The organism is Streptomyces yerevanensis, assembly GCF_000716805.1.
GTDB classification, from domain to species: domain Bacteria; phylum Actinomycetota; class Actinomycetes; order Streptomycetales; family Streptomycetaceae; genus Streptomyces; species Streptomyces flaveus.
Window position 1 is genome coordinate 88,951 of the sequence record NZ_JNWJ01000016.1, and the last position, 19,867, is coordinate 108,817.

Sequence of the window (19,867 nt, forward strand, 5' to 3'; positions counted from 1 at the left end):
GTTCCGCGCAGGACAGCTACACCAGGAGCTCTGGCCTGCGATGACGCAGTCCAGAGCCCTCGCGCGGGTGTCGTCAGTCCTTAGCCCTTGCCGAGGAGCTTGTTCATCTCCTCGATCTCGGCGTTCTGAGCAGTGATGATGTCGTCGGCCATCTTCGTGGCCGACCCGTACTGGCCCTTTTCCTTCTCGGTGGTGGCCATCTCCACGGCGCCCTCGTGATGCTCGACCATCAGGGTCAGGAACTTCGTGTCGAAGTCCTTGCCGGACGCCTTCATCAGCTCGTCCATGTCCTTCTGGTCCATCATCCCGGGCATGCCGCCGTGGGCGGAGTGGTCCATGCCGGGCATGGCGGAGGGCACATCCTCGCCCCAGGACTTCAGCCACCCGGTCATCGTCTTGATCTCCGGGTCCTGAGCCTTCTCGATGCGGGACGCCAGGTCCTTGACCTCGGCGGAAGACGCCTGTTCGGCGGCCATCCCGGCCATCTCAATGGCCTGCTGGTGGTGAGGGATCATGCCCTGCGCGAAGGACACGTCCTGGTCGTTGTGGGCGTCGGCGGGGGCGTCGGCGGTGTTCTCGGCGCCCGCCGAGGCCGACGTCTGCGCGTCGCTTCCGGAACCGGAGCCGGAACCGGAGCCGTCGTCACCGCCGCAAGCGGCGAGGACGAAGGCGGCGGCAACGGCCGTCGCGGCAAGCGCGGCACGACGGACGAGGGAACGGGTGTTGGTCATGCGTGAACTCCTGCGGTGTCGCGAGGAAGAGTGCGCCGGTGGCGCGGGACATGGCTGAGGGCCGTACGCCCGACGACCGCGACACATTCGGCAGCGGCGGGTACGGCCAGGCCTTGTCCTAGATCCGCAGAAGTTGCAGCTCGGCAAGTGAGGGAGGCGCACGACCGCCCTCTGGTTCGGCAGCCATGGGGCGCCGGTCGTCGGTCGACGGCCCTGCCTGACCGGCCGGGTCGGGCACCAGTACCGGAAGAGCCGGTCCCGCGCCGACGGCGCCCGAGGCGCACACCGGATCGGCATGTTGCGCATGACCGTTGCCGTGACCGTCGCCATGGCAGACGGATTCGGTGCTCAGGCTCGCCATCGCCATGTCCGCATGCCTGGCGGCTTGGGAGTGATGGCCCCCGACGGCGGTCGCCCCACCCGGGGCGAGGCCGTGCATGCCGAACAGCCCGGCCAGCAGCCCGAGCACCAGCAGCGTCGGCCACCACGTCAGTGGCGATGGCGCGCGATGGAGCTGTGCACGGGCTGTCACAGCGCTCATGCTAGGAGAACGGGCCGGAGCACCGCTCACCGATCTGCAAACGTCACCAATTGAGGTCTTTGTACGCCTCCGCCGGAACGCCCACGTCCGCGAAGATGTCCAGCGCCTGCTGCCTCATGAGTTCAGCGGCAGCGCCGTCGGTCTCGTCGGTCTTGTGGAGGGCGCGGGCGAGTGTCACGAGGGTGCGGGCTTCGCCGAGTCGGTGGCCGGTCTCACCGTGTACGGCCAGTGCCTCACGGCCGAGGGCGACGGCTGTGGCATACGCCGACTCGGACTCCGCTGTGTTGCAGAGGACGGTCAGGGCCTGGCCCTCCACTACTCGGAAGCCGTACTCACGGGCCAGGCTCAGCGCCTGCTCGGCGTGGCGGCGGGCCTCGTCGTGGTGGCCGAACTGCTGGTGCGTGCGAGACAGCCCGAGGATGCTGTCCGCCTCGGCTCGTCTGAATCTCGCCTTCCGGGCCAGAGTGAGGGCGTGTGTGTCAGCCTGAAGGGCTCGGTCGAAGTGGGCCAGATTCCGGTGGGCAGCCGCGACCGTGTTGAGGATGCTGGACTGGATCCAGGGTCGTCCCGTGTCCTTGACCATGGCAAAGGCACGCTCGGCCTGCTCCAGTCCCTCCTCGTGGCGGCCGAGCTCGATGTCGATCCTCGCGACGGCGCCGACCATCATGGCGCGGGCGTTGCGGTATCCGCGCCTCCCGTCGGGGGTCACCCAGGGGCCTAGGACGTCAAAGCCGTCGACGAGACGGCCGAGTTCCCAGTACACCCAACCCAGACTGCGCAGAGCCGGGCTGTTGTCCCACCAACTGAGCTCCGCACTGCGGCTGATGGCCAGTTCGAGGTGAGCGGCAGCCTCGCGCAGTCGGCCCAGATCTCGGCAGATCAGACCGAGGCCGACCAACTCGAACGCTTCGACGTGACGATTCCCGACTCCACGGGCGATCCGCAGGCCGGCGGCGAAGCGCTCGTGCGCACTGTCGAGGCGCGCCATGCTCCATTCCACGAAGCCTCTGCCGCCGAGAGCCACTGCCTCGCCCACCGCCCAACCGAGCTCCCGACTGATGTCCAGTGCGCGTGCGTGATGATCCGCCGCCTGCCCGGCGTGCCCCCAGTCCCACCGGATCACTCCAAGGCTGTGATGCATGGCTGCCTGGCCGTACAGATCACCCTCGGCCGTGGCCGCGTCCAGTGCCGTCTGCGCAGTGGCCAGCCAGGTCGCCCGAGGCAGATGGATCCAGAAGTGGCCGAAGAGTGCGGAGGTGAGGTGCCAGGTGACCGGGCGCGGACCGTGCCGGGCGGCATGGTTGATGACGGCGAGGAGATTGGCCCGCTCGGCCTCCAGCCACTGGCTGGCCTCGGCAGCGGACGGCATGCCCTGCTGGTCGTAGGCCCGGAGCTCGGGCGGCAGCTCCGGAAAGAGCCAGGTTCCCGAGGCGGCGCGAGCGGCGTGCACGTACCAGATCAGGACGCGCCGCAACGCGGCGTCACGATCCGCCGCCGTCTCCTCCACCACCCCACACTCCCGCGCGTACTCCCGAAGAAGATCATGGAACCGATAACGGCCCACCGTCACCGGTTCGACCAGGTGGGCGGCGGCCAACGCACCGAGCAGACGTCGGGCCTGCGGCAGTGGTACGTCCAGGAGGGCCGCCGCGACCTCGGCGGTGAACTCCGGCCCGGGAAACAGGCCGAGCAGGCGGAACAACCGGCGCGCGGCAAAGGCGAGAACGCGATACGACGCGGAAAAGGCCGTACGCAAGGGGGAGTTGTCCTCACCGTCCGGCTCCAGCGCCTGAAGCCGGTTGCCCTCGGACATCTCGGTGACCAGGTCGGCCAGGCGCAGGCCCGGATCGCCCGCCAGCCGGGCCGCGGCCACGCGCAGCGCCAGCGGAAGGCTGCCGCACAGCCGGCCATGGTGACGGACAAGACATCGCACAAGCCCCACAACTGAAGGAAGTCCCAGTAACCGAAGTGGAGCTGGTGGCTACTGCGTTGGCCGCAGGGGCGGCGCCCGGGCTCACGGGCTCCGGGCGCGGAGCCGTCCACGATCTCTACGCCGCGCTGAGAGGGGCGGTCCGCCGACGGCTGGCCGGGAGCGGCGGCAACGGCGTGGGGGTGGGCGGCGGCTACGGCGTACGGGTGCTGGACGCGTACGAGACGGACCCCGACGTATGGCGGACCCGGCTGCTCCAGGTCCTGACGGCCGCCGAGGTGGGGGCGGACGAGGAGAGCCTCGCGGCGGCCCGCGCCGTGCTGCGCGCGGAGCGCCGGACCGGGCACAGCATCGTGGACGCTGGCGCCGGCGTGCGTACGCAGCTCCCGGAACCCAGTGGGTAAGGGACCAGTTGACCGGAAGCAGGGAGCCGACGAACACCAGGCCGACCGCCCGGGGCGCGGACCCGTCCGGTGGGCCCAGGGGCCTCTGGGGCACAAGTTACTCAATGTGTACTTGCTGGGCGAGTAGAGACATCCAGGCCTTCGCGCTGTAGGTTGACATTTTGTTGAACCCGCGCGGTGTTCGGCCGTTCGCCCTGCCCTTCGTGGTCGCGCAGCCACCCCTTTCTGCGCCGCCATGCTGTGATGCCCAGGCGCATGTGCCACCGCGGATGTTGGCCGAGGACGCCCAACGTGCGCAGACCCGCACCGGACAACCCCTCCTCTTCGTTCTGGCGCCCAAGGAGTATGCGCATGCGCTTGCGTACGTCGATCACTGCTGTAGCGGCTATCAGTGTGGCCATGACCATGGGTGCCGCTCTGGCCCAGGGCGCCACCACCGCCGACGTCCCGGCCTCGTCCGCCGCGTCGCGTGACTGTTCCGACCTGGTCCGCATACGGGCCTTCTCCGACGACCTCGACAAGAAGACGCTGGACGGCGTTTTCGTCGGCAACATGTCCGCCCTCGCCGTCGACCGGGGCGGCCGGATCACCGCGGTGTCGGACGAGTCGTACCTCTATTCGCTCAAGGTGCGCGAGACGGGGCGCACACTGAGAGCCGAGGCGGTGGCCGTGGCCCCGCTGACCGATCTGAACGGCGCGGCGCCGGACTCCGAGGGTCTGGCCGTCGACCGCGACGGCAGCCGGCTGATCAGCTCCGAGACCGAACCGTCCGTCACCCGCTACGACCGCGACGGCAAGGCGGTCGAGGCGCTGCCCGTACCGGCCGCCCTCGCCGTCGCCCCGGCAGGGCGGGCCCTACGCAACCAGACCTTCGAGGGCCTGACGCTCCAGACCGGCGGACGCACCCTGCTCGCCTCGATGGAGGGCTCGCTTTCCGGCGACGAGACGGGCGTGGTGCGGCTGCAGACCTGGCATCGCGCCGGTCTGGGCAAACCCTTCAAGACCGGTGCCCAGTACGGCTACCAGGCCGACCAGGGCCTGGGAGTCGTCGAGCTCGCCCCGGCCGGAGACGGCCGGCTGCTCGTCCTCGAACGCGGCTTCACCGCCGGTGTCGGCAACACCGTCCGCCTCTATCTGGCCGACCCACGCCGGGCCGACGACGTGAGCGGCACCGAGAACCTCACCTCGGGCGGCGCGGCCCGCCTGGCCTCCAAGACCCTGCTGGCCGACCTCGCCGACTGCCCGACCCTCGGCGCCACGGCCGAACAGCCCCAGCCCAATCCCCTGCTGGACAACATCGAAGGACTCGCCGTGACCGGCCGCACCACCACCGGACGCGTGAAGATCCTGCTGGTCAGCGACGACAACGAGCGGGACACCCAGATCACCCGCCTGTACTCCCTCGACGTCCGACTGCCGCGCTGAACAACCCGGTAGCCACCCGGAGGCGTTCCGGTCTCCGGGCGGCTACCGAGAGGAACACCGCCACCACCGCGTCGTCGCCATACAACAGACCATAATCAGGCCGCCGTGACGGGTCGTGGGCTGCCGTGGAAGACCTGGCTCGTGTGCCAGGAACGGTGAGCCGCCGCTACGGGGCGGGCGCCCGGCTGAGGGCCGATGAGCGGGCGGCCCGCGAGCGCGATGACGTGCTCGCGGGCGGCGGGGCTGCGGCCGACGAACTGCTGCGAGACCAGAATGTGGTGGCCGTCGCCTATGCCGAGGACGCCCTTGTCGAAGAGCTTGTGGTGCAGCGAGCACAGGCACAGTCCGTTGTCGACGTCGTCCGGGCCGTCGAACGCCCACCAGCGCACATGCGCGGCCTCCAGCCCGACCGGAACCGCTCCGATCCTGCCGTCGTAGCCGCAGAAGGCACACTGGTACTCGTACGCCGTCAGAACCAACTCCCGCATACGCGGATCCCGCCGCCTCCGCGCAGTCGCGAGCTGTTCGGTCTCCGCCGGCTCCAGCTCCAGGCCGACGGACTCGCACAGTTCACCGTGGAGCGAGGGCGGGAAGTTCAGGTCGAGCAGGACCCGCGCCATCCGGCCGAGCAGCGACGGCTCCCGTCTCAGCGCCACACGCAGTTCCGGCACCAGCCGCCCGGCGGCACCCGTGGCTCGCAGCTCCCGCACCCCGCTGCCGGGGCTGCCCGGTCCGCGATCGGTACGCACCTCCCACACCCCGTCGCTCACCAGGTGGTGGAACGGGTAGGCCGGCGTCGTCTTGTTGGGCGGACCGTACTCGGCCAGCAGTTGCCGCAGGTCCTTCTCCACCGCGCTGTACTGCAGCTCACCGTCACCGGACTGCTGGAACCGGCCGAGGGCGTACAGGAACAGCAACGGCTTGTGGGGAGCGCGTGCCCCGCTTCTGCTCCACTGCCGCAGCTTCGCGGTGCGCTCCAGCCAGTCCATGGGCGGTGATCGTAGTGCGATGCGTCGAACTCCTGCCCGTTCGGGGGCTGTTCCAGGTCTGCTGTTCCAGGTCAGGAGACGTCCGTGTTCCGACGTCCGGAACTGTTCGCGCAGGGTGTCGGCTGAAGGGCTCCCAGGACCCAGGGCATGTGCTTTCCGCGGGTGACGATGAGCACCCGTACGCCGTCGTCCTCGCACTCCAGGACCAGGGACCGCAGGGCGTTTCCGGCGCGCGCCGGATCCGTCCAGTACGGCGGGCGGACGCGGACCGGAGTCAGGGTGGGCGGCACATGCCGACGGTCAGCGGCGCCGGTCCGGTCAGGGGTCGCCGCCAGACGGGCGGGGCCGACCACCAGATATCCCTTGCGAGATGTGCCGGATGCGTACGGCATCTCGCCCAGGATCCGGCCCGGGAAGACCTGCTCCGCGGCAGGCACAACCGGCGTCACGGCAACGGTGTCGTCACCGCGTCGGCGCCACCACAGAACCAGCGCGGCCGCCGAACAGACGGCCACGACCACCAGGGCACACACTCCGACGAGCCGGAATGCCGCCGCGGGGCTGTCGGTGGGCCACGGCGCGAACGCCCCGACCGCGGTGAGGCAGAACCCACCCGTGACCGGGACACCGGCCTGCCATCCGGCGGTCCTGGGCGGGCCGGCGGAAAGCCGGGCGTTCCAATACCAGAGCCAGAGGTAGAGCAGCCCGTGGAAACCGACGGCGAGGCCCCAGGCGCAGAAGAGCTTGTAGTCACCGCGCGGGTCCGCGGTCGTGTACCGCCGCCCGGAATCGAAGTCGACGTACCGGATCTGCCCCCGCCAGTACGTGACCTCCACGCGCGCTTTCGCCCGCGCGATTGGGTGCTCCTGCGCACTGCCCGTGATACGGGTACGGCTGGACGTCCCGTCGGCCTCGGTGACGTACAGCCAGTACGAGGACGTCTTCCGTCCCGTTTCCTCCTCGGTCCGCTCGATGCGCGCCGCGACAGTCCACAGACAGTCGCCGTCACGACGATCCGCCTCGCCGCTGCCGGACGCACAGCCGACCGCGCCCCTGAAGGCCCGCTCGTCGTCGAGCGCACCGTTCATGCTGACCAGCAACAACCACGCCGCCACCAGCACACCCAGGGAGCCGATCACCGCGGCGGCCCGGGTCACCGCACGGTTCCTTGGGAGCGGGCTGTCAGTCTTCGCCAGAGTCACGCGAGCATTCTTCGATGCCGACGGCAGAACAGGACATGGGCGATACGCGCACTCTCCGCGCCCTTCTTGTTGCCGGGAACCGGCATTTGACGGCGTTCATCTGGCTGCTCCGGTGCTGACGTCGTCGAGACGAGCGCACACCGAAAACCCCGGCCGCTGATACGGCGTGTACTGCTGTCTCGCCAGCGCGCTGAAGGTGGTGCGGCGCCTGCCGCTCCCGGATGGGGCTGTCGCGGAGATCGATGTCGCCATGGCATTCCAGACAACGGATCTCATGTACATCCGCTACATTTGTGACATGAGTGATCCGGTGATCGAATCCATGGCCGAGGTCCGCAGCCACCTCGCCGACGTCATCGATCGCGCCCGTCGGGAGGAAACCCCGACGATCATCACTCGGCGTGGCAAGCAGGAAGCGGTCGTGATCGACATCCAGGAGTACCAGCGCCTGCGCGAGATCGCGGAGAACGCCGAAGAGGCGTGGCTCAACCAACTGGCCGACGAAGCCGAGTCCGAGGGCACGGAAGGGTCGATCTCGCTCGAAGAGATGGCCGCCTTGCTGCGCGCTCACCAGGGCTGACCCATGGGCTACGTCACGCGCTTCACGCCGCACGCTCAGCGGGACATGCTCAAGGTCCCGCGCCCTGACGCCTTGCGGATTCTGCACCGCCTCGCCGAACTCCAGAAGGCGATGGATACGGAAGACACCGCGTCGTTCGACATCAAGGCCCTCCAGGGGCACAGTGCCCGCTGGCGGCTCAGGGTCGGCGACTGCCACGTCGTCTACACCGTTGAGGACGGTCAGTTGATTGTGTGGGTCCTGGCCGTCGGCAACCGCCGCGACATCTACCGCCAAGTTCCGTAGGCCCTCCGCAGTGCAGGCTGATGCCACTTGTAAACGCACCCAAAACTGCAACCAAGAGTTGCCCCGTTTACCCAGGTCAGCGGCTTGATGCGGAGGTCACGCCACGTCGACTCCATAAGCGCGGGCCAGCCCGTCGAGTCCATCAGCCCAACCTTGGCCGATCGCCCGCATCTTCCATGTGGGCCGGCCGTTCGTGATGTGCCGGTAGAGCTCGGCGATGACCATGGCGCGAACGCTGGGGTCGGAGGGTGGCTGGAAGGTCCAGGCGGCTCCGGTGGCACAGCCCATGGACAGCGATGCGTACGTGAGGGCTCCGCAGGTCAGGCCGATGTCGACGTCCATGTTGATCGCGACCGCGATGCGATGAATATGTGCGGGCATGGCAGCGAGGTGTACGGCGGCTCGTTCGACGGTGTGCCGGCCCTCGGCTTGCTTACCCAGAAGGCGGGCGGCGCCCTGGGCGACGGAGGGTTGGTTGTAGAAGACGAAGTCGTCGTCGGAGGTCACCCGGCTTTGGCCATCGGTGAGGAACAGGGTGAGGTCTGCGTCGGCGCCTGCGAAGGTGAAGGCGATGAGCAACCCGTGCCAGGCTTCCTCGGGGAGAGTGAGTGTCTGCCCTGGGACGAGGGTCGTGGGCGGGATGCCCGGCATCGGGACGGGTGCCACAGCCGCCGGCGGCTGTGGTGGGGCGGCTTCGCTCCTCCACTCTGCGAAGGGCCGGATCTGGTAGTGGTTCAGAGTCGGTTCGCCGTGGGCGGCCGGGACGTTGGCACGGAGGTTGTTGTCCAGGTCGGCCAGCGTGGTGTCGCCGGAAACGCTGTCGTCCTGAGCGTGGTCGAGCAGGTTCTGCAGGCCGGGCAGTCGACTGGTATCCAGGGCTTTGATGGTGCCCGACGGGTTCCCGGAAGCCGTTGTGGTGACCGAGCAGGCGACGTCCTGGCCGAGGTCGAGGAAGCGCAGTGCGTCTTCCGTTTCCCGCCATGGGACTGATTCGATCGCCTGGCGCGTCCATCGGCCGTACGCCACGAACCCAAGCCGTTGGGTGTCGGGCAGCCGCGTGAGTACGACCAGGTCGATGGCGGTGATCGCCGGCGCGATGGCGAAGCCCTCCTTGAGCGTGGCGATGATGTTGGAGCCCATGGAGGTCAGCCACCACAGGGTGCGGTCTCGTTTGGTGAGGGTCTTGAGGGTGGGGCGTCCGCTGGGGGCGACGCCTGGTGTCTGGCCGGGCAGCGAATCGATGTCCTGGTGCCGCATGACCACCGACAGCACTGAGCTGTCGACTCCTACGGCGCAACCTGCGGCCGGGTTGTCGGAGAAGGCGTAGTTGACCGCTTCACAGACGGTCTCTTCGTCGTTCGCCATGAGGGCTCGCCACCACTGATCGGCCTCGGCGGCGAGCTGTCCGTGGACGGTACGGAGGCGAGCCTGCTCCGAAGTCAGGTAAGCCGGCGCGTCTTCTTCAGCCTTTCGTTTGGCGGCTGCTCGCTCGGCACGTGCGAACACGCCGAGACCGGTGAGGTGGAAGGGCTGGGCTTCTGACAGTGCCCAGGGCAGGCCGAGTTGGGGAGGCCCTGGCACCGCAGGCGGATGGACCGGCGGGAAGGTCTGCATGTGCACGCTGGTCGTCTGCTGCCGCAGTTCCCGCAACTGAGCGATCGCGGCATCCCGTTCAGCTTCTTGCTGGGCCCGTTCAGCTTGGCGCCGAACACGGTCCAGTTGCGCCGCGGACGGGGCGACGGCCCGGGAACGCGTGGTGCGGCTCGTGCTGATGCTGCGACGCCCTCCGCCGAGTGAGCTGGAAGCGTAGAACGGGCCCAGACCGGACGAGATCCGGGTACCCCCGCTGCCCATGCTGATCCGTGCCGCCCGGGGGCCGACGGAAGTCCGTACCCCTCGCGTCGAAACGCGCACGCTCATCCCCGGCACACCCACGCGAAAGCCGAAGCCCATGATGTCTCCCCTTCCCCTGCGAGGAAGGAGTCTCTCACCGCCCAGGAGCCGATACAGGAGGATTGCAGCATTCGTCAGTTTTTGGGACACGAAGACCCGCACATGAGGCCGACCGCACAGCGAGCCCTGACGCCGCGCCAGCCAGCGACACCACCCTGATAGGTAAAGGGTGGATAGATGTTGACGTAAAGAGGGGGTAGATTTACGCTGTGACAGCATCGATGAAGCGTCGGGACCTGGAGCGCAAGCTCCGCGCCGCAGGCTGCGTCAAGAAGACCCCCGACAAGGGCCCGCACAGCAAGTGGACCTGCCCCTGTGGGAAGCACATAGTGCCGATCCCCCGACACCGCGATATCTCGCCCGGCGTCATCGATGATGCGAAAGCGAAGCTCGAATGCCTGCCGGAGGGGTGGATGAAATGACCCGCATGACATACGAGACCGTCGCCAAGCGCTGGAAGCACGGCTGGGAACTCCACATCGAGGGAGTCGGCGTTACCCAGTCCAGGACGCTGCTCGACGCGGAGCCCATGGTCCGCGACTATGTTGCCCTGCTGCTGGATGTCCCAGAGGACTCCTTTGATGTGAAGGTCACGCCGGAGATCGGGGCCGGAGTGGACGGTGAGCTCGTCGGGCTGCGTGATGCCGATCGGGAGGCGGAGGCCGCGCAGGAGCGTGCTGCCGCGCAACGTCGGAAGGTGGCTCGCCGCTTGGACTCGCTGGGACTGTCCGGCCGGGAAATCGCTGCTGTGCTCAAGGTCAGTCCGCAACGGGTTTCCCAGCTCCTGGGTAAAAGCGGGGCTCGCCGCGTGTGAACCGCTGACTCCGGGTCTGATGGAGGCGCGATTCCCTGAGAGGATCGAGTCATGGCACGTCCGCCCCCTACCCGCCCGAGCTCCGTGAGGGTGCGGTGCCCATGGTTGCGGAGATCCGTCCGAACTACCCGACCGAGTGGGCCGCGATGAAATCGGTCGCAGCCAAGCTGGGTGTCTGCGCGATCGAGGCGGCGTCGACCTGGGTCCGCACATCCCAGGGCGACGCCGGGTTCAGCGCCAACATCACCATCGATGGCGAGTTCCCGCCGGAGGCGGTGACGCTGGCCGACCTCGTAGATGAGTCGGTGGAGCAACTGCGCCGGGCCGGCGAGTCGGTGGTGGCGACCGACCGCCGCGAGATTGGTTCCGAGGACGCGCCCGCCTTGACGCAGCGGGTGACCTTCTCGGCCATCGCCAGTGACGCGCGCCGCGACCTCGTCCAGTCGCAGGTGTACTTGGCCCTGCTGGACATGGCGGATCCGCACAAGAGCGCGGTGATCCGGCTGACCCTGACCGCCACCGCGGCCCAGTACGACGAAGTCCTGAAAGACTTCCAGGACTTCGTCCGCACAGTTCGCCCGGACACTGGAACGGAGGCTTAGCGATGGGTCGCCTTTGGGACAAGATGAATGGCACCAAGTACCCGGACAGCGGCGTCTCGCCGCTGTCGGCCATGGAGGTCCGGGCCGCGCTGCTCGCGCTTAACGGGCCAGACGTCCCGTTCGTCGTGCGCAATGGCACCCCGAAAGAACGTGCCGACCTGGTGGCGGAGTGCCGGATCCGGGAGCTGGGCGTGACCCTCAAAACCCGGATGCGCCTGATCCCGGAGAACCGCGAGATACGTACCCTCGACGAACGCTGGGAAGCGTCGTCACCCGAGCACTCCGGTGGACGGTACGGCCGTGGTCAGGGGACCAAGGTGTACCGGCAGTGGGAAGTCAAGCAGGGGCCCGACGGCCGTCGGCACAAGGTCGAGACGTTCCGCTTCGACACGCGGGACATGAAGGATCCCCTGCGGAACGAAGTCCTCGGCGCGGGATGGACCTGGCACGGAGTGCTGTTCAGGTGGTGACCGGCCGGTGATCCACAGGACGGGGAGGACTCCGGGCTACTGAACTTTGCTCAGTGACCGGTCCACACCACTCGCCTACAGGCAGACCGGGTGGTGATGGCACATGGCAAACTGCCGCAGTTCACCACTGTGATGTAAGAGCCGCTGTGCGGGGAGAGCCCCTGACCCGCAAGGACGATCAGCGGGCGATGGCTCCGAGTTCGGCCCTTACACCGCTGATGAACAGGGCGAAAGTGTCGGCACCTATGGTGAGTGCACCCTGGCTCGGTGCCTTGGAGTCACGGACCCCGACCCACGGCTCAATGTAGGTGACCTCGACGCACTCGTTGTCCGCAGCGCTGTAGCCGCTCTTGAACCAGGCTGCTGCCGCGAGCCGTTCGGCGATCGGTGTGTTACTCATCGGGCGAACTCCTGCCGTGCTGCGGCCAGTAGGTCAAGACTGGCCGACGTGTCGGCCGCTTGTGAACGCAGGTAGTCAAACATGAGCTTGTAGTTCTGGACTTCGGAAGGGGCGTCGAGATAGAGGCCACGCTTGTGGAGTTCGAGATAGACCACGTTCATGCTGCTCATCGGGTCGCTCTCGCTGTCTCGGCCAAGAATCAGGAAATGGCCGCCCGAGCCGGCCGCGTGTGCGCCCGTGGTGAAGGGGAGCACTTGGATATCGACGTTGGGGCGTTGAGCCATGGCGCGCAGATGATCGATCTGCTCGACCATCACATCCGCACCGCCGACGAGCCGCCGGAGCACCGCGTCGTCGAGCACCGCCCACAGGTGGAGCGAGGGTGAGCGGTCCAGGATCGACTGGCGCTTGATGCGAGCGTCCACCTTGCTCGCGATCACCTCCGCTTCGGTACGGACGTCCTGCGCCTCATGCAGCGCGAGGGCGTAGCGCGGAGTCTGGAGCAGGCCGGGCACCAGCGCGTTCGCGAAGACGTGCTCGTACGTGGCGATGTCCTCGAAGGACATCAGCGGGTCCATGACCTCCGGCACGGCTGGATGGTCCATCCACCAGCCGTTGTCCAGGTTCCGAACGAGCTGGATCAGCGCGTCTCGTTCCTCAGCCGCGGCGTCACACGAGTCGGCCAGCGCCCGCACGGTGGGTACTCGAAGCTTGGCACGGTCCTGCCATGTCTCGTACCGGTTCACGGTCCCGACAGACACCCCTGCGCGCTTGGCGACCTCGGACTGTGTGAGGTTCGCTCTGGCGCGAAGTGCCTTGAGCCCGCGGGCGATCTGCATGCGACCAGCGGGTCCCGCTGATCCTCGTACGGTCACCGTCTCATCTCCAACTCAGCCACTGTCGTCAGGGATCTCTTGCTCTCGGAGCCGGCATGCAGAGCGTACGCAGCTGTCGGGCCTGCGGTATCTCCGTGAAGTTCACCGTATCGAGGGAGAGTTGAGCTAAGCGAGTATCAACCATTGAAATTCAATGCCACGATTCTCAATGAGCACATCGAGCGCTCGAGGCTTCCCGCTGCGTGCCACCACGCCGCCACACCAAAGGAAGCAACATGCGACGACTGGTCAAGCAACTCGCCTACTGGGCAAGGGTGTTCATCGCTCCGATCGGACACCATCGGATCGAGCAGGCACCGATGCCGTGCCCGCCGAGGCCATCGCCTCCAACTCCGCGGCCCCGCCTCGTCGCCCCCACGGTCCGCCACTGGTACGAGCCCCTCGACGGCACCGCCACCCCCCCTCGTCCGCCCCTACCTCACGGCGTACGAACACGAGGAGAAGGCCCGGCTCCAGCGGCTGCGCCGCGACACCCTGTGGTGTGCCACGTACGGGATCGACCTCGACACCCGCGACATCCACGCATGCCTGGAGGCGGCATGACTTCCGACGACCGTCCCCGCGTACGACTCCTGCCCTGGACCGGCGACGACGACAAACCGTGCCTCCTCCTCACCGACGGCACCGGCACCGGAGTGCTGTCACGGCACGCGGACCGGATCGAGGCCGCACAACTCGGCCTCGTGGAACGGCTGCTGGACAGGGCACGGGAGGCGGCCGCGGCACCGGAAGCGCGCACCGGGGAACTCCGGACACTGGTGGAGCAGTTGACCGACGGCCTCCGTGACGCGCTGCTCATCGCCGACAACCGAGACGCCCGGCCCAGTGGTGGGGAGCGGTTCAGTGCTGGAGAGTTCCGCGCGCTTTGCCTCGACCAAGGCTCACCGGGCCTCCCGGAGGGGTCTCATGCCGCGCCACCGCTCATCGAGGCTGTCCACGACCTCCTGGCGTACCGCTCCGCCGTACCCCATGCGCTCGGGCTGCGCTCGTTCCCTGGCCGCGACCTGACCTCCGCGAGTGCCGCCCGGCACTACGTCCGGGACACCGCCAGCGCCTGGGGACTACCCAAAGGCATGGTGGACGACCTCGAAACGGTCACCGGCGAGCTGACGGCGAACGCCCTGGAACACAGCGACAGCCACACCGTCACGGTCGCGCTCGCCCGCATGGCCGGGGCGGCCGTCGTCAGCGTGACCGACGAGGGCCGAGGCTGCCGGGGCCACCGGCCAGTACCCGAGCCGACCAGCCCGCCGCCGGACCAGGAATACGGGCGCGGACTGCTGATCACCGAGGTGCTGGCCACCCGGTGGGGGCAGCGACGGGTGGGCAGAGGTCTGACCGTGTGGGCTGTGGTCGAGGAGTGATGACCGCTGAGCCGACCGTCGGCGGAGGTTCCGGCCGGTCACGTCCATGGACGTGACCCACGGCGCCAAGCGCATGGGGCACCCGCAGCGGCAGCGGCCACCAGTCGGCGCGCACACCGCCCCCAGCCGGGGGCTGCTCACTTCACGCCACTTGGGGCACCCCCTGTGGACAAAAACCAGGACAACGAGGGCTGAGAAGCACGACGAAGGGCCCCACCGCGAATGGTGGGGCCCTTCGACATCGTGCCCGGTGAGGCACTGGCGGAGGATACGAGATTCGAACTCGTGATGGGTTGCCCCCAACACGCTTTCAAACTCTGCTGGTTGCCGTTCCTCGTAGTTCAGGCCCGTTCAGATCCTGTGTGTCGCCGTTTGCTGGCATGGTCGTGAACGAGCGCGAACTTCCACGGATGAAACTGCCGTTGAGACTGAACGATAGCCAGACGGCATCAAACCGCCGCCACTGTCGCCGTGGCGCTACACGAACCCTTCCTCTCGAACGGAGTACCGCTGGATCCCGAGCCTCCTGATCGGGCATCCATGCGTGATGTCATGGACCGAGGCGGCGGAGGAACTCGTCCTCGTCCAGGATTTCGATGTCCTGCCCGGCATCGAGCAGGGCCTGCGCCTGCTTGCTCTTGCCGCTCAGGACACCGCCAGGCTTGAGCTGCGTTTGTTCCGCGGAGACCAGGATGTTGGTCTTCTTGGTCATGCTCTTCGTCGGCTGGGCGCCGGCGTCGGCGAGGCGGGCGAATGCCTCCTCCCGTTTCATCGACGCCAGTGTGCCGGTGAGGCAGACCGTCAGTCCGTACAGTGCGCCTTCGGGGTCGGCATCGGGATTGGCCCCGGGGACCGGCTTGCGCTCTCGTCCGTACTGACTGCCCCGCCACTGTCGGTCAGGGGTCATGGAGCCCCACCGGATCCGGTGCTTGGCGAGCAGGTTGTCGAGGGAAGAGATACTCGCCTCCTGCATCGCCGCGAGCATGACTTCGGCTGATGCGCGGGCATCTGCTTCGGCGTTGTGGTGATCGGTGAAATCGAGCCCGGCGGCGTCCATACAGTGCGGAAGGCCGTAGGTGAGAAGCTTCCAGGTGCGTCGGGCGACCACCTGAGAGCAGGAGTACCGAAGCTCCGGCCAGGCGATTCCCTCGGCGTCGCAGGCGGCCCGGATGACACTCAGATCGAAGCCTGCGTTGTGGGCAACCAGCGGACGCCCGTCCGCGAACGAGAGGATGTCGGCCAGTACCGCTTTCCACCTTGGCGCGGTGGCGACATCGTTCGCAGTGATGCCGTGGACCCGCACGTTGTACGGGTTGAAATGACGGAGCTCAGTCGGCGGCTGGATGAGCGTGCTCCATGAGCGCACGACGCGCCCCTGCTCGACCGCTGCCATACCGACGGAGCACGGGCTGCCGCGGTGCTCGTTCGCCGTCTCAAAGTCAATTGCCACCCAGGAAGTCATGAAGACAGTGTCAAGGTGACCGCCGTGCGCCACCATGGCCCAAAGTCACAATTCGGTATGCCGTGTTGGCGCACCTCAGCAAGCCGTGGTCAAAGCACTCCCTTGAGGGGCTGAACGAGGGTGGCCGCGCTCGGCAGCACGAAGATGTCGTGAGACACGCGTGAGAGAGTGAGAAGCCTCGGTCTACCGGCCTGTGGCTGGCCGCGGTGAGCACCTGTTCCGTAGCTCTATGCGGATCGGTCGCTGGCGGTCATACCGGTCGCACTATGGCCTTGGGGGGACGCTACCGGACGTGGGTGGTTGCTGGGGTTGCTGTACTTTGTTGCTGTACTGCAACGGCCGGACGAACTCAATCAGAGCTTGTCGGCGCACTCACGGAGCAGAGCGTTCAAGTTCGCGGGCAACGGCAGGTCGTTCATGGTGATGACGTCCTCGCTCGTACGGATCGGCCGGTGCAGTACGTCATGTCCCTGGTTCTTGAACTCCAACAGCTTCTTGACGTACTTCTTGTCGGTCTGGGACCACGGGTAGTTGCTAGCTACTTGATCAAAGCTTCTGTGGCCCAGGATCGGGGGCAAATGGTCAATAACAGCTCGCAGTAGCGCGTGGCAGGCATAGACGTGATCACCTGCGTAGCACTCATTCAACTCGTTAAGCAGCCCCAGGAGCTTGTCCAAGCTCCAAGAGGTGCGGGACTGCTTCTGCTCTATCTCACCGATGAGCCGTTCGTTCACGTAGACCGGCCGCGTACTGGCTGGCGTTGCCGTCACTGCTGGAGTGAACTGTGCAACCACGCTGTGCGTGCCCTCAGCTGCAGACAGCTCAGCGTCATTGAGCAGGCGTTCCTCGATAAGGATCTCGGAAACTCGCGCAACGTAGTGCCCGAGCGTACTGACGCCCTTGAACCGAAACAGTTCGCGATCAAGCTCGTATCGCCACACGTCCGAACTGGTCCCCCAGTGCTCTTGGAGGCCGCGTCGGAGCGTCGGCTCGTGCGACAAGATTCCAGGCAACGCCCGCAAGAACTCTCGCGTTGCTCCAGGGAAATTCCGCCGCAGATCCATCGAGGTTACAAAGGCCTTCTCGACCTTCTCCGGTGACGGTCGAGTGGCCAGCTGCTTGCCGACCAAGTAGTCCAAGACGACGAGGAAGTTGTCACCGAAGACATGCTCCAGCTGGGGAACGTGGAGACCAGCCGCAACCGTGAGAGCAGGACAACTGTCGTCCGCCAGATAATTACGGTCGTACCACACCAATCCGTATGAGCGGCCTCCAGGGCCCGGACTTCCCACTACCGGGAGGGACTTAAGCACCGTCCTGGCCTCGAAGCCCTGGCCGTCGAGGGCGTGTTCAACGTAGTGCCAGACCGGCCACTGCCCGGACTTCAAGTAAGGCCCAGCCATGGCAGTCAACAGGGCAAGCTGACCATCATCGAGCTGCGCCGCCAAGACTGACATACCTTATCCGATCTTGATTGATCCAGTCGAACGATCCTGCATCGTACGCCGAGTGAGGAACTGTCAGCCACGGCATTACCCCCTGCAACGGGGCTGACCGATCAGGGGGCAGACAGGGCGAGACAGTGTCGCCGATGCCGAGGCCCTATGTATCCGCTCTTCTTGCTCAGAGCGGCGTATTAGCCCCTAAGTAGACTCAGAGAACGGGATATTCAGCGCGTAAGTAAGGCCAGTGTGCAGGATCCAAGGACCACGCCGGTCAAACGCTGCAGTATTCCTTCGATGGTAAAACTGGACATAGCCGCTGCTTGCCCGATAATTTCCAATCGCCCCCTGCAAGAACAGGTACTCCCCAAAGTCCCCCAACGAGATCACGTCAGAGATCTTGGCTTCTTCCATTGCTTGCTCAAGTGTGACTTTGTCGAAGATTCTCGACGGGAGAGAGGCCAATACCTGCTCCAACCTTTTGGTGACAGCTGAAGGAAGAAGGCCAACCGATTCGGACTTGATCTCATGCAGGAGGTGATTCTGTGCAAAGTTATCGGCGCCAGCCCGCACTTGATCGCCCGCTAGAGGTCGATATGTGCTAGCCCGCGACTTAATGGACCTGAAGAGCTCAGTCATGTCGCGCGGCGTGTACCTAGTGAAGTCTAGAATGTACCGAGGTGTTGAGATCCTCCTCCCTCCATGGGCCACCTCCACGAAAGGAGGGAGGAGATCGAGCAACTGCTCGGTGCTGATTTCCGCTTTGCGCGCAAGATACTCCCAGAGGAGAACGTTGCGAAAGTCCTGAAGCTCAGCCCCCCACTCCATATTGATGCCACTGTCGGCTGCAATCTTAGGAGCGTCGGCAAAATCTACACGTCGAAATACGTCGCTCCTACACATGACCATGAGGTATACATTGCGATTCCCTGAGGTGAGCATCTTTCGCGAGATTTTTTCCCCAACGCGAATCAGAGCGGCCAAGGTGCGCCAGTAGGCGTCATTTTCTCCAATCGCTTTGTCGAGGCCATCGATGGCCAGGAGGTGCCGGTTCCCTGTCTTGGCCCGAGAGATCAAATCGATGATCGCATCACCCAGCTGTCCCGGGCTAACTAGGTCAGAGTCTCTCGATGTGACATCAAGGTAGGCGACTGGGATTTTGACCCCGCCTCTTCGCTCCCTAACCCTCCTGAGAACCTGCGGATAGTCATCTGAGGCCAATCCTGCGTCGCGCAGATCAGATACGAATTTGACGACTTGAGGATCTCTGCTTAGCGAACATGAGTTGTCGCCGATCAGGGAGTCTAGGAGTCGGATTCCGATGAAGAGTTTCCAGGCGGCGTCAGTGAGGGCAGAAACTTCATCGGAGACCAATTTTTTGTCGATAGATGGAAGAGGGCTCTGGGTTCGATTCAGCTCATCGAAGTCGACAAGCTGGAAGAACACGGACTCCTTGCCGAACCTGCGCTCCCAGTCATATTTAACGTAATAGGCGGCAGCGCTTTTTCCTGATCCTTTTGGTCCAAGGATGAGGAACTTCTCGTGCTCTTCGATCTCCTCCGAGAGGTTCCACCTGTCTAGATAAGTCCTCAAGAAACGCTCTGGGTTTGCCGGTGCTTCAGATTCGGCAGCTGCCTTGCCGAAGTAGAGGCGGGTGATGTCGATAGTCATATGAGACTCCCCCGAGGGTCGCTAAGGATAAGGAAAGTCTTTCATGACTAGAAGCTCGGCGCAGCCCGTTCATGCCTGCTCCTCACACAATGGCCGTGGCCTGGCCCTTGCGCGATCAGGTCGGTGGAGCGGCTTTGGGCGGGAGCTGCCATGGGGCGAGTGATCATGGCCCCGTAAGCTTCCGGCGAGTCGGGCAGTCTGTGGACCTGCCCGGTAAAGCACGACGTTGGGGCCATGATCTTCGAGGCTCGCCCCATGGTGGCTGTCTAAAGTCGTGGAGCCGACCGCCCCAGCCACAGAGGGTGTCTCCCACCTCATTCCCGCAGCCGCGAGCGCGCCGCCGGGCGCGGCCAGCCGGGGCGGAGACAGGAGGCAGGCCGCGCCGCAGAGGCGGCGCGCGCCCGCGCCGTGCGCGGGCCTTGAACCCGTAGAGAGAGTTGTAACTCAGTCGCTGGTATAGGGGTGTGTCCGGTCCCAGGAGATGCTTGACACTTCGGTCCCAGCTGATGGTTGACAGTGGCCGTGTTCGGCTTTGCTGTGCGCGTCGTTGCGGCGTGTGTGGGGAGGCCGGGATTGGCGCTGGTGGAGTTGTCGGTTGTCGAGCAGAGATACCGGGCTGTGCTTGCGGTGACACGGCATCCGCCGTTCCACCCGGCGTCGAGCCGCAGGATACGGCGATAATGGCTTACGTCCTGGGAGCGGCGGC

20 protein-coding genes are annotated in these 19,867 nt (G+C 66.1%); 9 read left to right on the top strand and 11 right to left on the bottom strand.

Annotated features, from left to right (window positions below):
• Nucleotides 1–80: 80 nt before the first annotated feature.
• The 3 genes from OP79_RS18945 to OP79_RS18955 all read right to left on the bottom strand — a co-directional run bounded on the left by OP79_RS18945 (nucleotide 81) and on the right by OP79_RS18955 (nucleotide 3,214).
• Nucleotides 81–731 carry a DUF305 domain-containing protein gene (locus OP79_RS18945; protein WP_033321430.1) on the bottom strand — a complete coding sequence of 217 codons (651 nt, stop codon included), beginning with the start codon at nucleotides 729–731 and terminating at the stop codon, nucleotides 81–83.
• 118 nt (nucleotides 732–849) lie between these two features.
• Nucleotides 850–1,263 carry a DUF6153 family protein gene (locus tag OP79_RS18950; RefSeq protein ID WP_211270821.1) on the bottom strand — a complete coding sequence of 138 codons (414 nt, stop codon included), beginning with the start codon at nucleotides 1,261–1,263 and terminating at the stop codon, nucleotides 850–852.
• Nucleotides 1,264–1,315: 52 nt separating this feature from the next.
• Nucleotides 1,316–3,214 (bottom strand): tetratricopeptide repeat protein, encoded by a 1,899-nt coding sequence (locus OP79_RS18955; protein ID WP_245685370.1) that lies wholly within the window; start codon nucleotides 3,212–3,214, stop codon nucleotides 1,316–1,318.
• A 35-nt stretch (nucleotides 3,215–3,249) separates the two neighbouring features.
• Between OP79_RS18955 and OP79_RS18960 the strand changes: the two genes are divergently transcribed.
• Both OP79_RS18960 and OP79_RS18965 read left to right on the top strand, forming a co-directional pair.
• Nucleotides 3,250–3,606, top strand: a complete 357-nt coding sequence (locus OP79_RS18960) for a hypothetical protein (protein WP_157857327.1) — start codon at nucleotides 3,250–3,252, stop codon at nucleotides 3,604–3,606.
• A gap of 351 nt (nucleotides 3,607–3,957) precedes the next feature.
• Nucleotides 3,958–5,031: an esterase-like activity of phytase family protein gene (locus tag OP79_RS18965; protein ID WP_033321432.1), complete on the top strand. Its 1,074-nt coding sequence runs from the start codon at nucleotides 3,958–3,960 to the stop codon at nucleotides 5,029–5,031.
• Between the two features lie 95 nt (nucleotides 5,032–5,126).
• On the opposite strand, the gene OP79_RS18970 is transcribed toward OP79_RS18965, so the two are convergent.
• Complete coding sequence (locus tag OP79_RS18970; protein WP_033321433.1) at nucleotides 5,127–6,020, bottom strand: phosphorothioated DNA-binding restriction endonuclease; 894 nt, start codon at nucleotides 6,018–6,020, stop codon at nucleotides 5,127–5,129.
• A 71-nt stretch (nucleotides 6,021–6,091) separates the two neighbouring features.
• Nucleotides 6,092–7,177, bottom strand: a complete 1,086-nt coding sequence (locus OP79_RS18975) for a hypothetical protein (protein WP_033321434.1) — start codon at nucleotides 7,175–7,177, stop codon at nucleotides 6,092–6,094.
• A gap of 367 nt (nucleotides 7,178–7,544) precedes the next feature.
• On the opposite strand from OP79_RS18975, the gene OP79_RS18980 reads away from it, so the two are divergent.
• The gene (locus OP79_RS18980; RefSeq protein WP_211270827.1) at nucleotides 7,545–7,802 is read left to right on the top strand and encodes a type II toxin-antitoxin system Phd/YefM family antitoxin; all 258 of its coding nucleotides are present in this window, start codon (nucleotides 7,545–7,547) and stop codon (nucleotides 7,800–7,802) included.
• Between the two features lie 3 nt (nucleotides 7,803–7,805).
• Nucleotides 7,806–8,087 carry a type II toxin-antitoxin system RelE family toxin gene (locus OP79_RS18985; protein WP_033321435.1) on the top strand — a complete coding sequence of 94 codons (282 nt, stop codon included), beginning with the start codon at nucleotides 7,806–7,808 and terminating at the stop codon, nucleotides 8,085–8,087.
• Between the two features lie 96 nt (nucleotides 8,088–8,183).
• Here OP79_RS18985 and OP79_RS18990 read toward each other — a convergent pair whose 3' ends face one another.
• The gene (locus OP79_RS18990; RefSeq protein ID WP_245685371.1) at nucleotides 8,184–9,737 is read right to left on the bottom strand and encodes a TerD family protein; all 1,554 of its coding nucleotides are present in this window, start codon (nucleotides 9,735–9,737) and stop codon (nucleotides 8,184–8,186) included.
• A gap of 512 nt (nucleotides 9,738–10,249) precedes the next feature.
• On the opposite strand from OP79_RS18990, the gene OP79_RS51840 reads away from it, so the two are divergent.
• From OP79_RS51840 to OP79_RS19005, 4 genes are all read left to right on the top strand, one after another.
• Complete coding sequence (locus tag OP79_RS51840) at nucleotides 10,250–10,462, top strand: type II toxin-antitoxin system HicA family toxin (RefSeq protein ID WP_211270822.1); 213 nt, start codon at nucleotides 10,250–10,252, stop codon at nucleotides 10,460–10,462.
• Between the two features lie 5 nt (nucleotides 10,463–10,467).
• Nucleotides 10,468–10,854: a hypothetical protein gene (locus tag OP79_RS18995; RefSeq protein ID WP_211270823.1), complete on the top strand. Its 387-nt coding sequence runs from the start codon at nucleotides 10,468–10,470 to the stop codon at nucleotides 10,852–10,854.
• Between the two features lie 101 nt (nucleotides 10,855–10,955).
• Complete coding sequence (locus OP79_RS19000; RefSeq protein WP_245685372.1) at nucleotides 10,956–11,456, top strand: hypothetical protein; 501 nt, start codon at nucleotides 10,956–10,958, stop codon at nucleotides 11,454–11,456.
• Nucleotides 11,457–11,458: 2 nt separating this feature from the next.
• Nucleotides 11,459–11,926: a hypothetical protein gene (locus tag OP79_RS19005; protein WP_033321438.1), complete on the top strand. Its 468-nt coding sequence runs from the start codon at nucleotides 11,459–11,461 to the stop codon at nucleotides 11,924–11,926.
• A 178-nt stretch (nucleotides 11,927–12,104) separates the two neighbouring features.
• On the opposite strand, the gene OP79_RS19010 is transcribed toward OP79_RS19005, so the two are convergent.
• Together OP79_RS19010 and OP79_RS19015 are read right to left on the bottom strand one after the other, a co-directional pair.
• On the bottom strand, nucleotides 12,105–12,326 hold the full coding sequence (locus OP79_RS19010) for a DUF397 domain-containing protein (protein ID WP_033321439.1): 222 nt from the start codon (nucleotides 12,324–12,326) through the stop codon (nucleotides 12,105–12,107).
• Nucleotides 12,323–13,165, bottom strand: coding sequence for a helix-turn-helix domain-containing protein (locus OP79_RS19015; protein ID WP_033321440.1), 843 nt, complete (start codon nucleotides 13,163–13,165; stop codon nucleotides 12,323–12,325). The genes OP79_RS19010 and OP79_RS19015 overlap by 4 nt, the downstream gene beginning before the upstream one ends.
• Nucleotides 13,166–13,761: 596 nt before the next feature.
• On the opposite strand from OP79_RS19015, the gene OP79_RS55295 reads away from it, so the two are divergent.
• On the top strand, nucleotides 13,762–14,586 hold the full coding sequence (locus OP79_RS55295; protein ID WP_063741947.1) for an ATP-binding protein: 825 nt from the start codon (nucleotides 13,762–13,764) through the stop codon (nucleotides 14,584–14,586).
• Nucleotides 14,587–15,136: 550 nt separating this feature from the next.
• On the opposite strand, the gene OP79_RS19025 is transcribed toward OP79_RS55295, so the two are convergent.
• The 3 genes from OP79_RS19025 to OP79_RS55300 all read right to left on the bottom strand — a co-directional run bounded on the left by OP79_RS19025 (nucleotide 15,137) and on the right by OP79_RS55300 (nucleotide 19,161).
• Nucleotides 15,137–16,048, bottom strand: a complete 912-nt coding sequence (locus tag OP79_RS19025; RefSeq protein WP_033321501.1) for an exonuclease domain-containing protein — start codon at nucleotides 16,046–16,048, stop codon at nucleotides 15,137–15,139.
• 353 nt (nucleotides 16,049–16,401) lie between these two features.
• Nucleotides 16,402–17,496 carry a hypothetical protein gene (locus OP79_RS19030; protein WP_157857329.1) on the bottom strand — a complete coding sequence of 365 codons (1,095 nt, stop codon included), beginning with the start codon at nucleotides 17,494–17,496 and terminating at the stop codon, nucleotides 16,402–16,404.
• Between the two features lie 195 nt (nucleotides 17,497–17,691).
• Nucleotides 17,692–19,161, bottom strand: a complete 1,470-nt coding sequence (locus OP79_RS55300) for a P-loop ATPase, Sll1717 family (protein ID WP_157857330.1) — start codon at nucleotides 19,159–19,161, stop codon at nucleotides 17,692–17,694.
• Nucleotides 19,162–19,867: the final 706 nt, after the last annotated feature.

What these genes read in the sequence shown, in the direction of transcription:
- OP79_RS18980 (WP_211270827.1), top strand. Translation starts at nt 7,545, where the DNA reads ATGGCCGAGGTCCGCAGCCACCTCGCCGACGTCATCGATCGCGCCCGT.
- OP79_RS55295 (WP_063741947.1), top strand. Translation starts at nt 13,762, where the DNA reads ATGACTTCCGACGACCGTCCCCGCGTACGACTCCTGCCCTGGACCGGC.
- OP79_RS19025 (WP_033321501.1), bottom strand. Translation starts at nt 16,048, where the DNA reads ATGACTTCCTGGGTGGCAATTGACTTTGAGACGGCGAACGAGCACCGC.
- OP79_RS18985 (WP_033321435.1), top strand. Translation starts at nt 7,806, where the DNA reads ATGGGCTACGTCACGCGCTTCACGCCGCACGCTCAGCGGGACATGCTC.
- OP79_RS55300 (WP_157857330.1), bottom strand. Translation starts at nt 19,161, where the DNA reads ATGACTATCGACATCACCCGCCTCTACTTCGGCAAGGCAGCTGCCGAA.
- OP79_RS19015 (WP_033321440.1), bottom strand. Translation starts at nt 13,165, where the DNA reads ATGCAGATCGCCCGCGGGCTCAAGGCACTTCGCGCCAGAGCGAACCTC.
- OP79_RS18995 (WP_211270823.1), top strand. Translation starts at nt 10,468, where the DNA reads ATGACATACGAGACCGTCGCCAAGCGCTGGAAGCACGGCTGGGAACTC.
- OP79_RS19000 (WP_245685372.1), top strand. Translation starts at nt 10,956, where the DNA reads ATGGTTGCGGAGATCCGTCCGAACTACCCGACCGAGTGGGCCGCGATG.
- OP79_RS19005 (WP_033321438.1), top strand. Translation starts at nt 11,459, where the DNA reads ATGGGTCGCCTTTGGGACAAGATGAATGGCACCAAGTACCCGGACAGC.
- OP79_RS18945 (WP_033321430.1), bottom strand. Translation starts at nt 731, where the DNA reads ATGACCAACACCCGTTCCCTCGTCCGTCGTGCCGCGCTTGCCGCGACG.
- OP79_RS18965 (WP_033321432.1), top strand. Translation starts at nt 3,958, where the DNA reads ATGCGCTTGCGTACGTCGATCACTGCTGTAGCGGCTATCAGTGTGGCC.
- OP79_RS18970 (WP_033321433.1), bottom strand. Translation starts at nt 6,020, where the DNA reads ATGGACTGGCTGGAGCGCACCGCGAAGCTGCGGCAGTGGAGCAGAAGC.
- OP79_RS19010 (WP_033321439.1), bottom strand. Translation starts at nt 12,326, where the DNA reads ATGAGTAACACACCGATCGCCGAACGGCTCGCGGCAGCAGCCTGGTTC.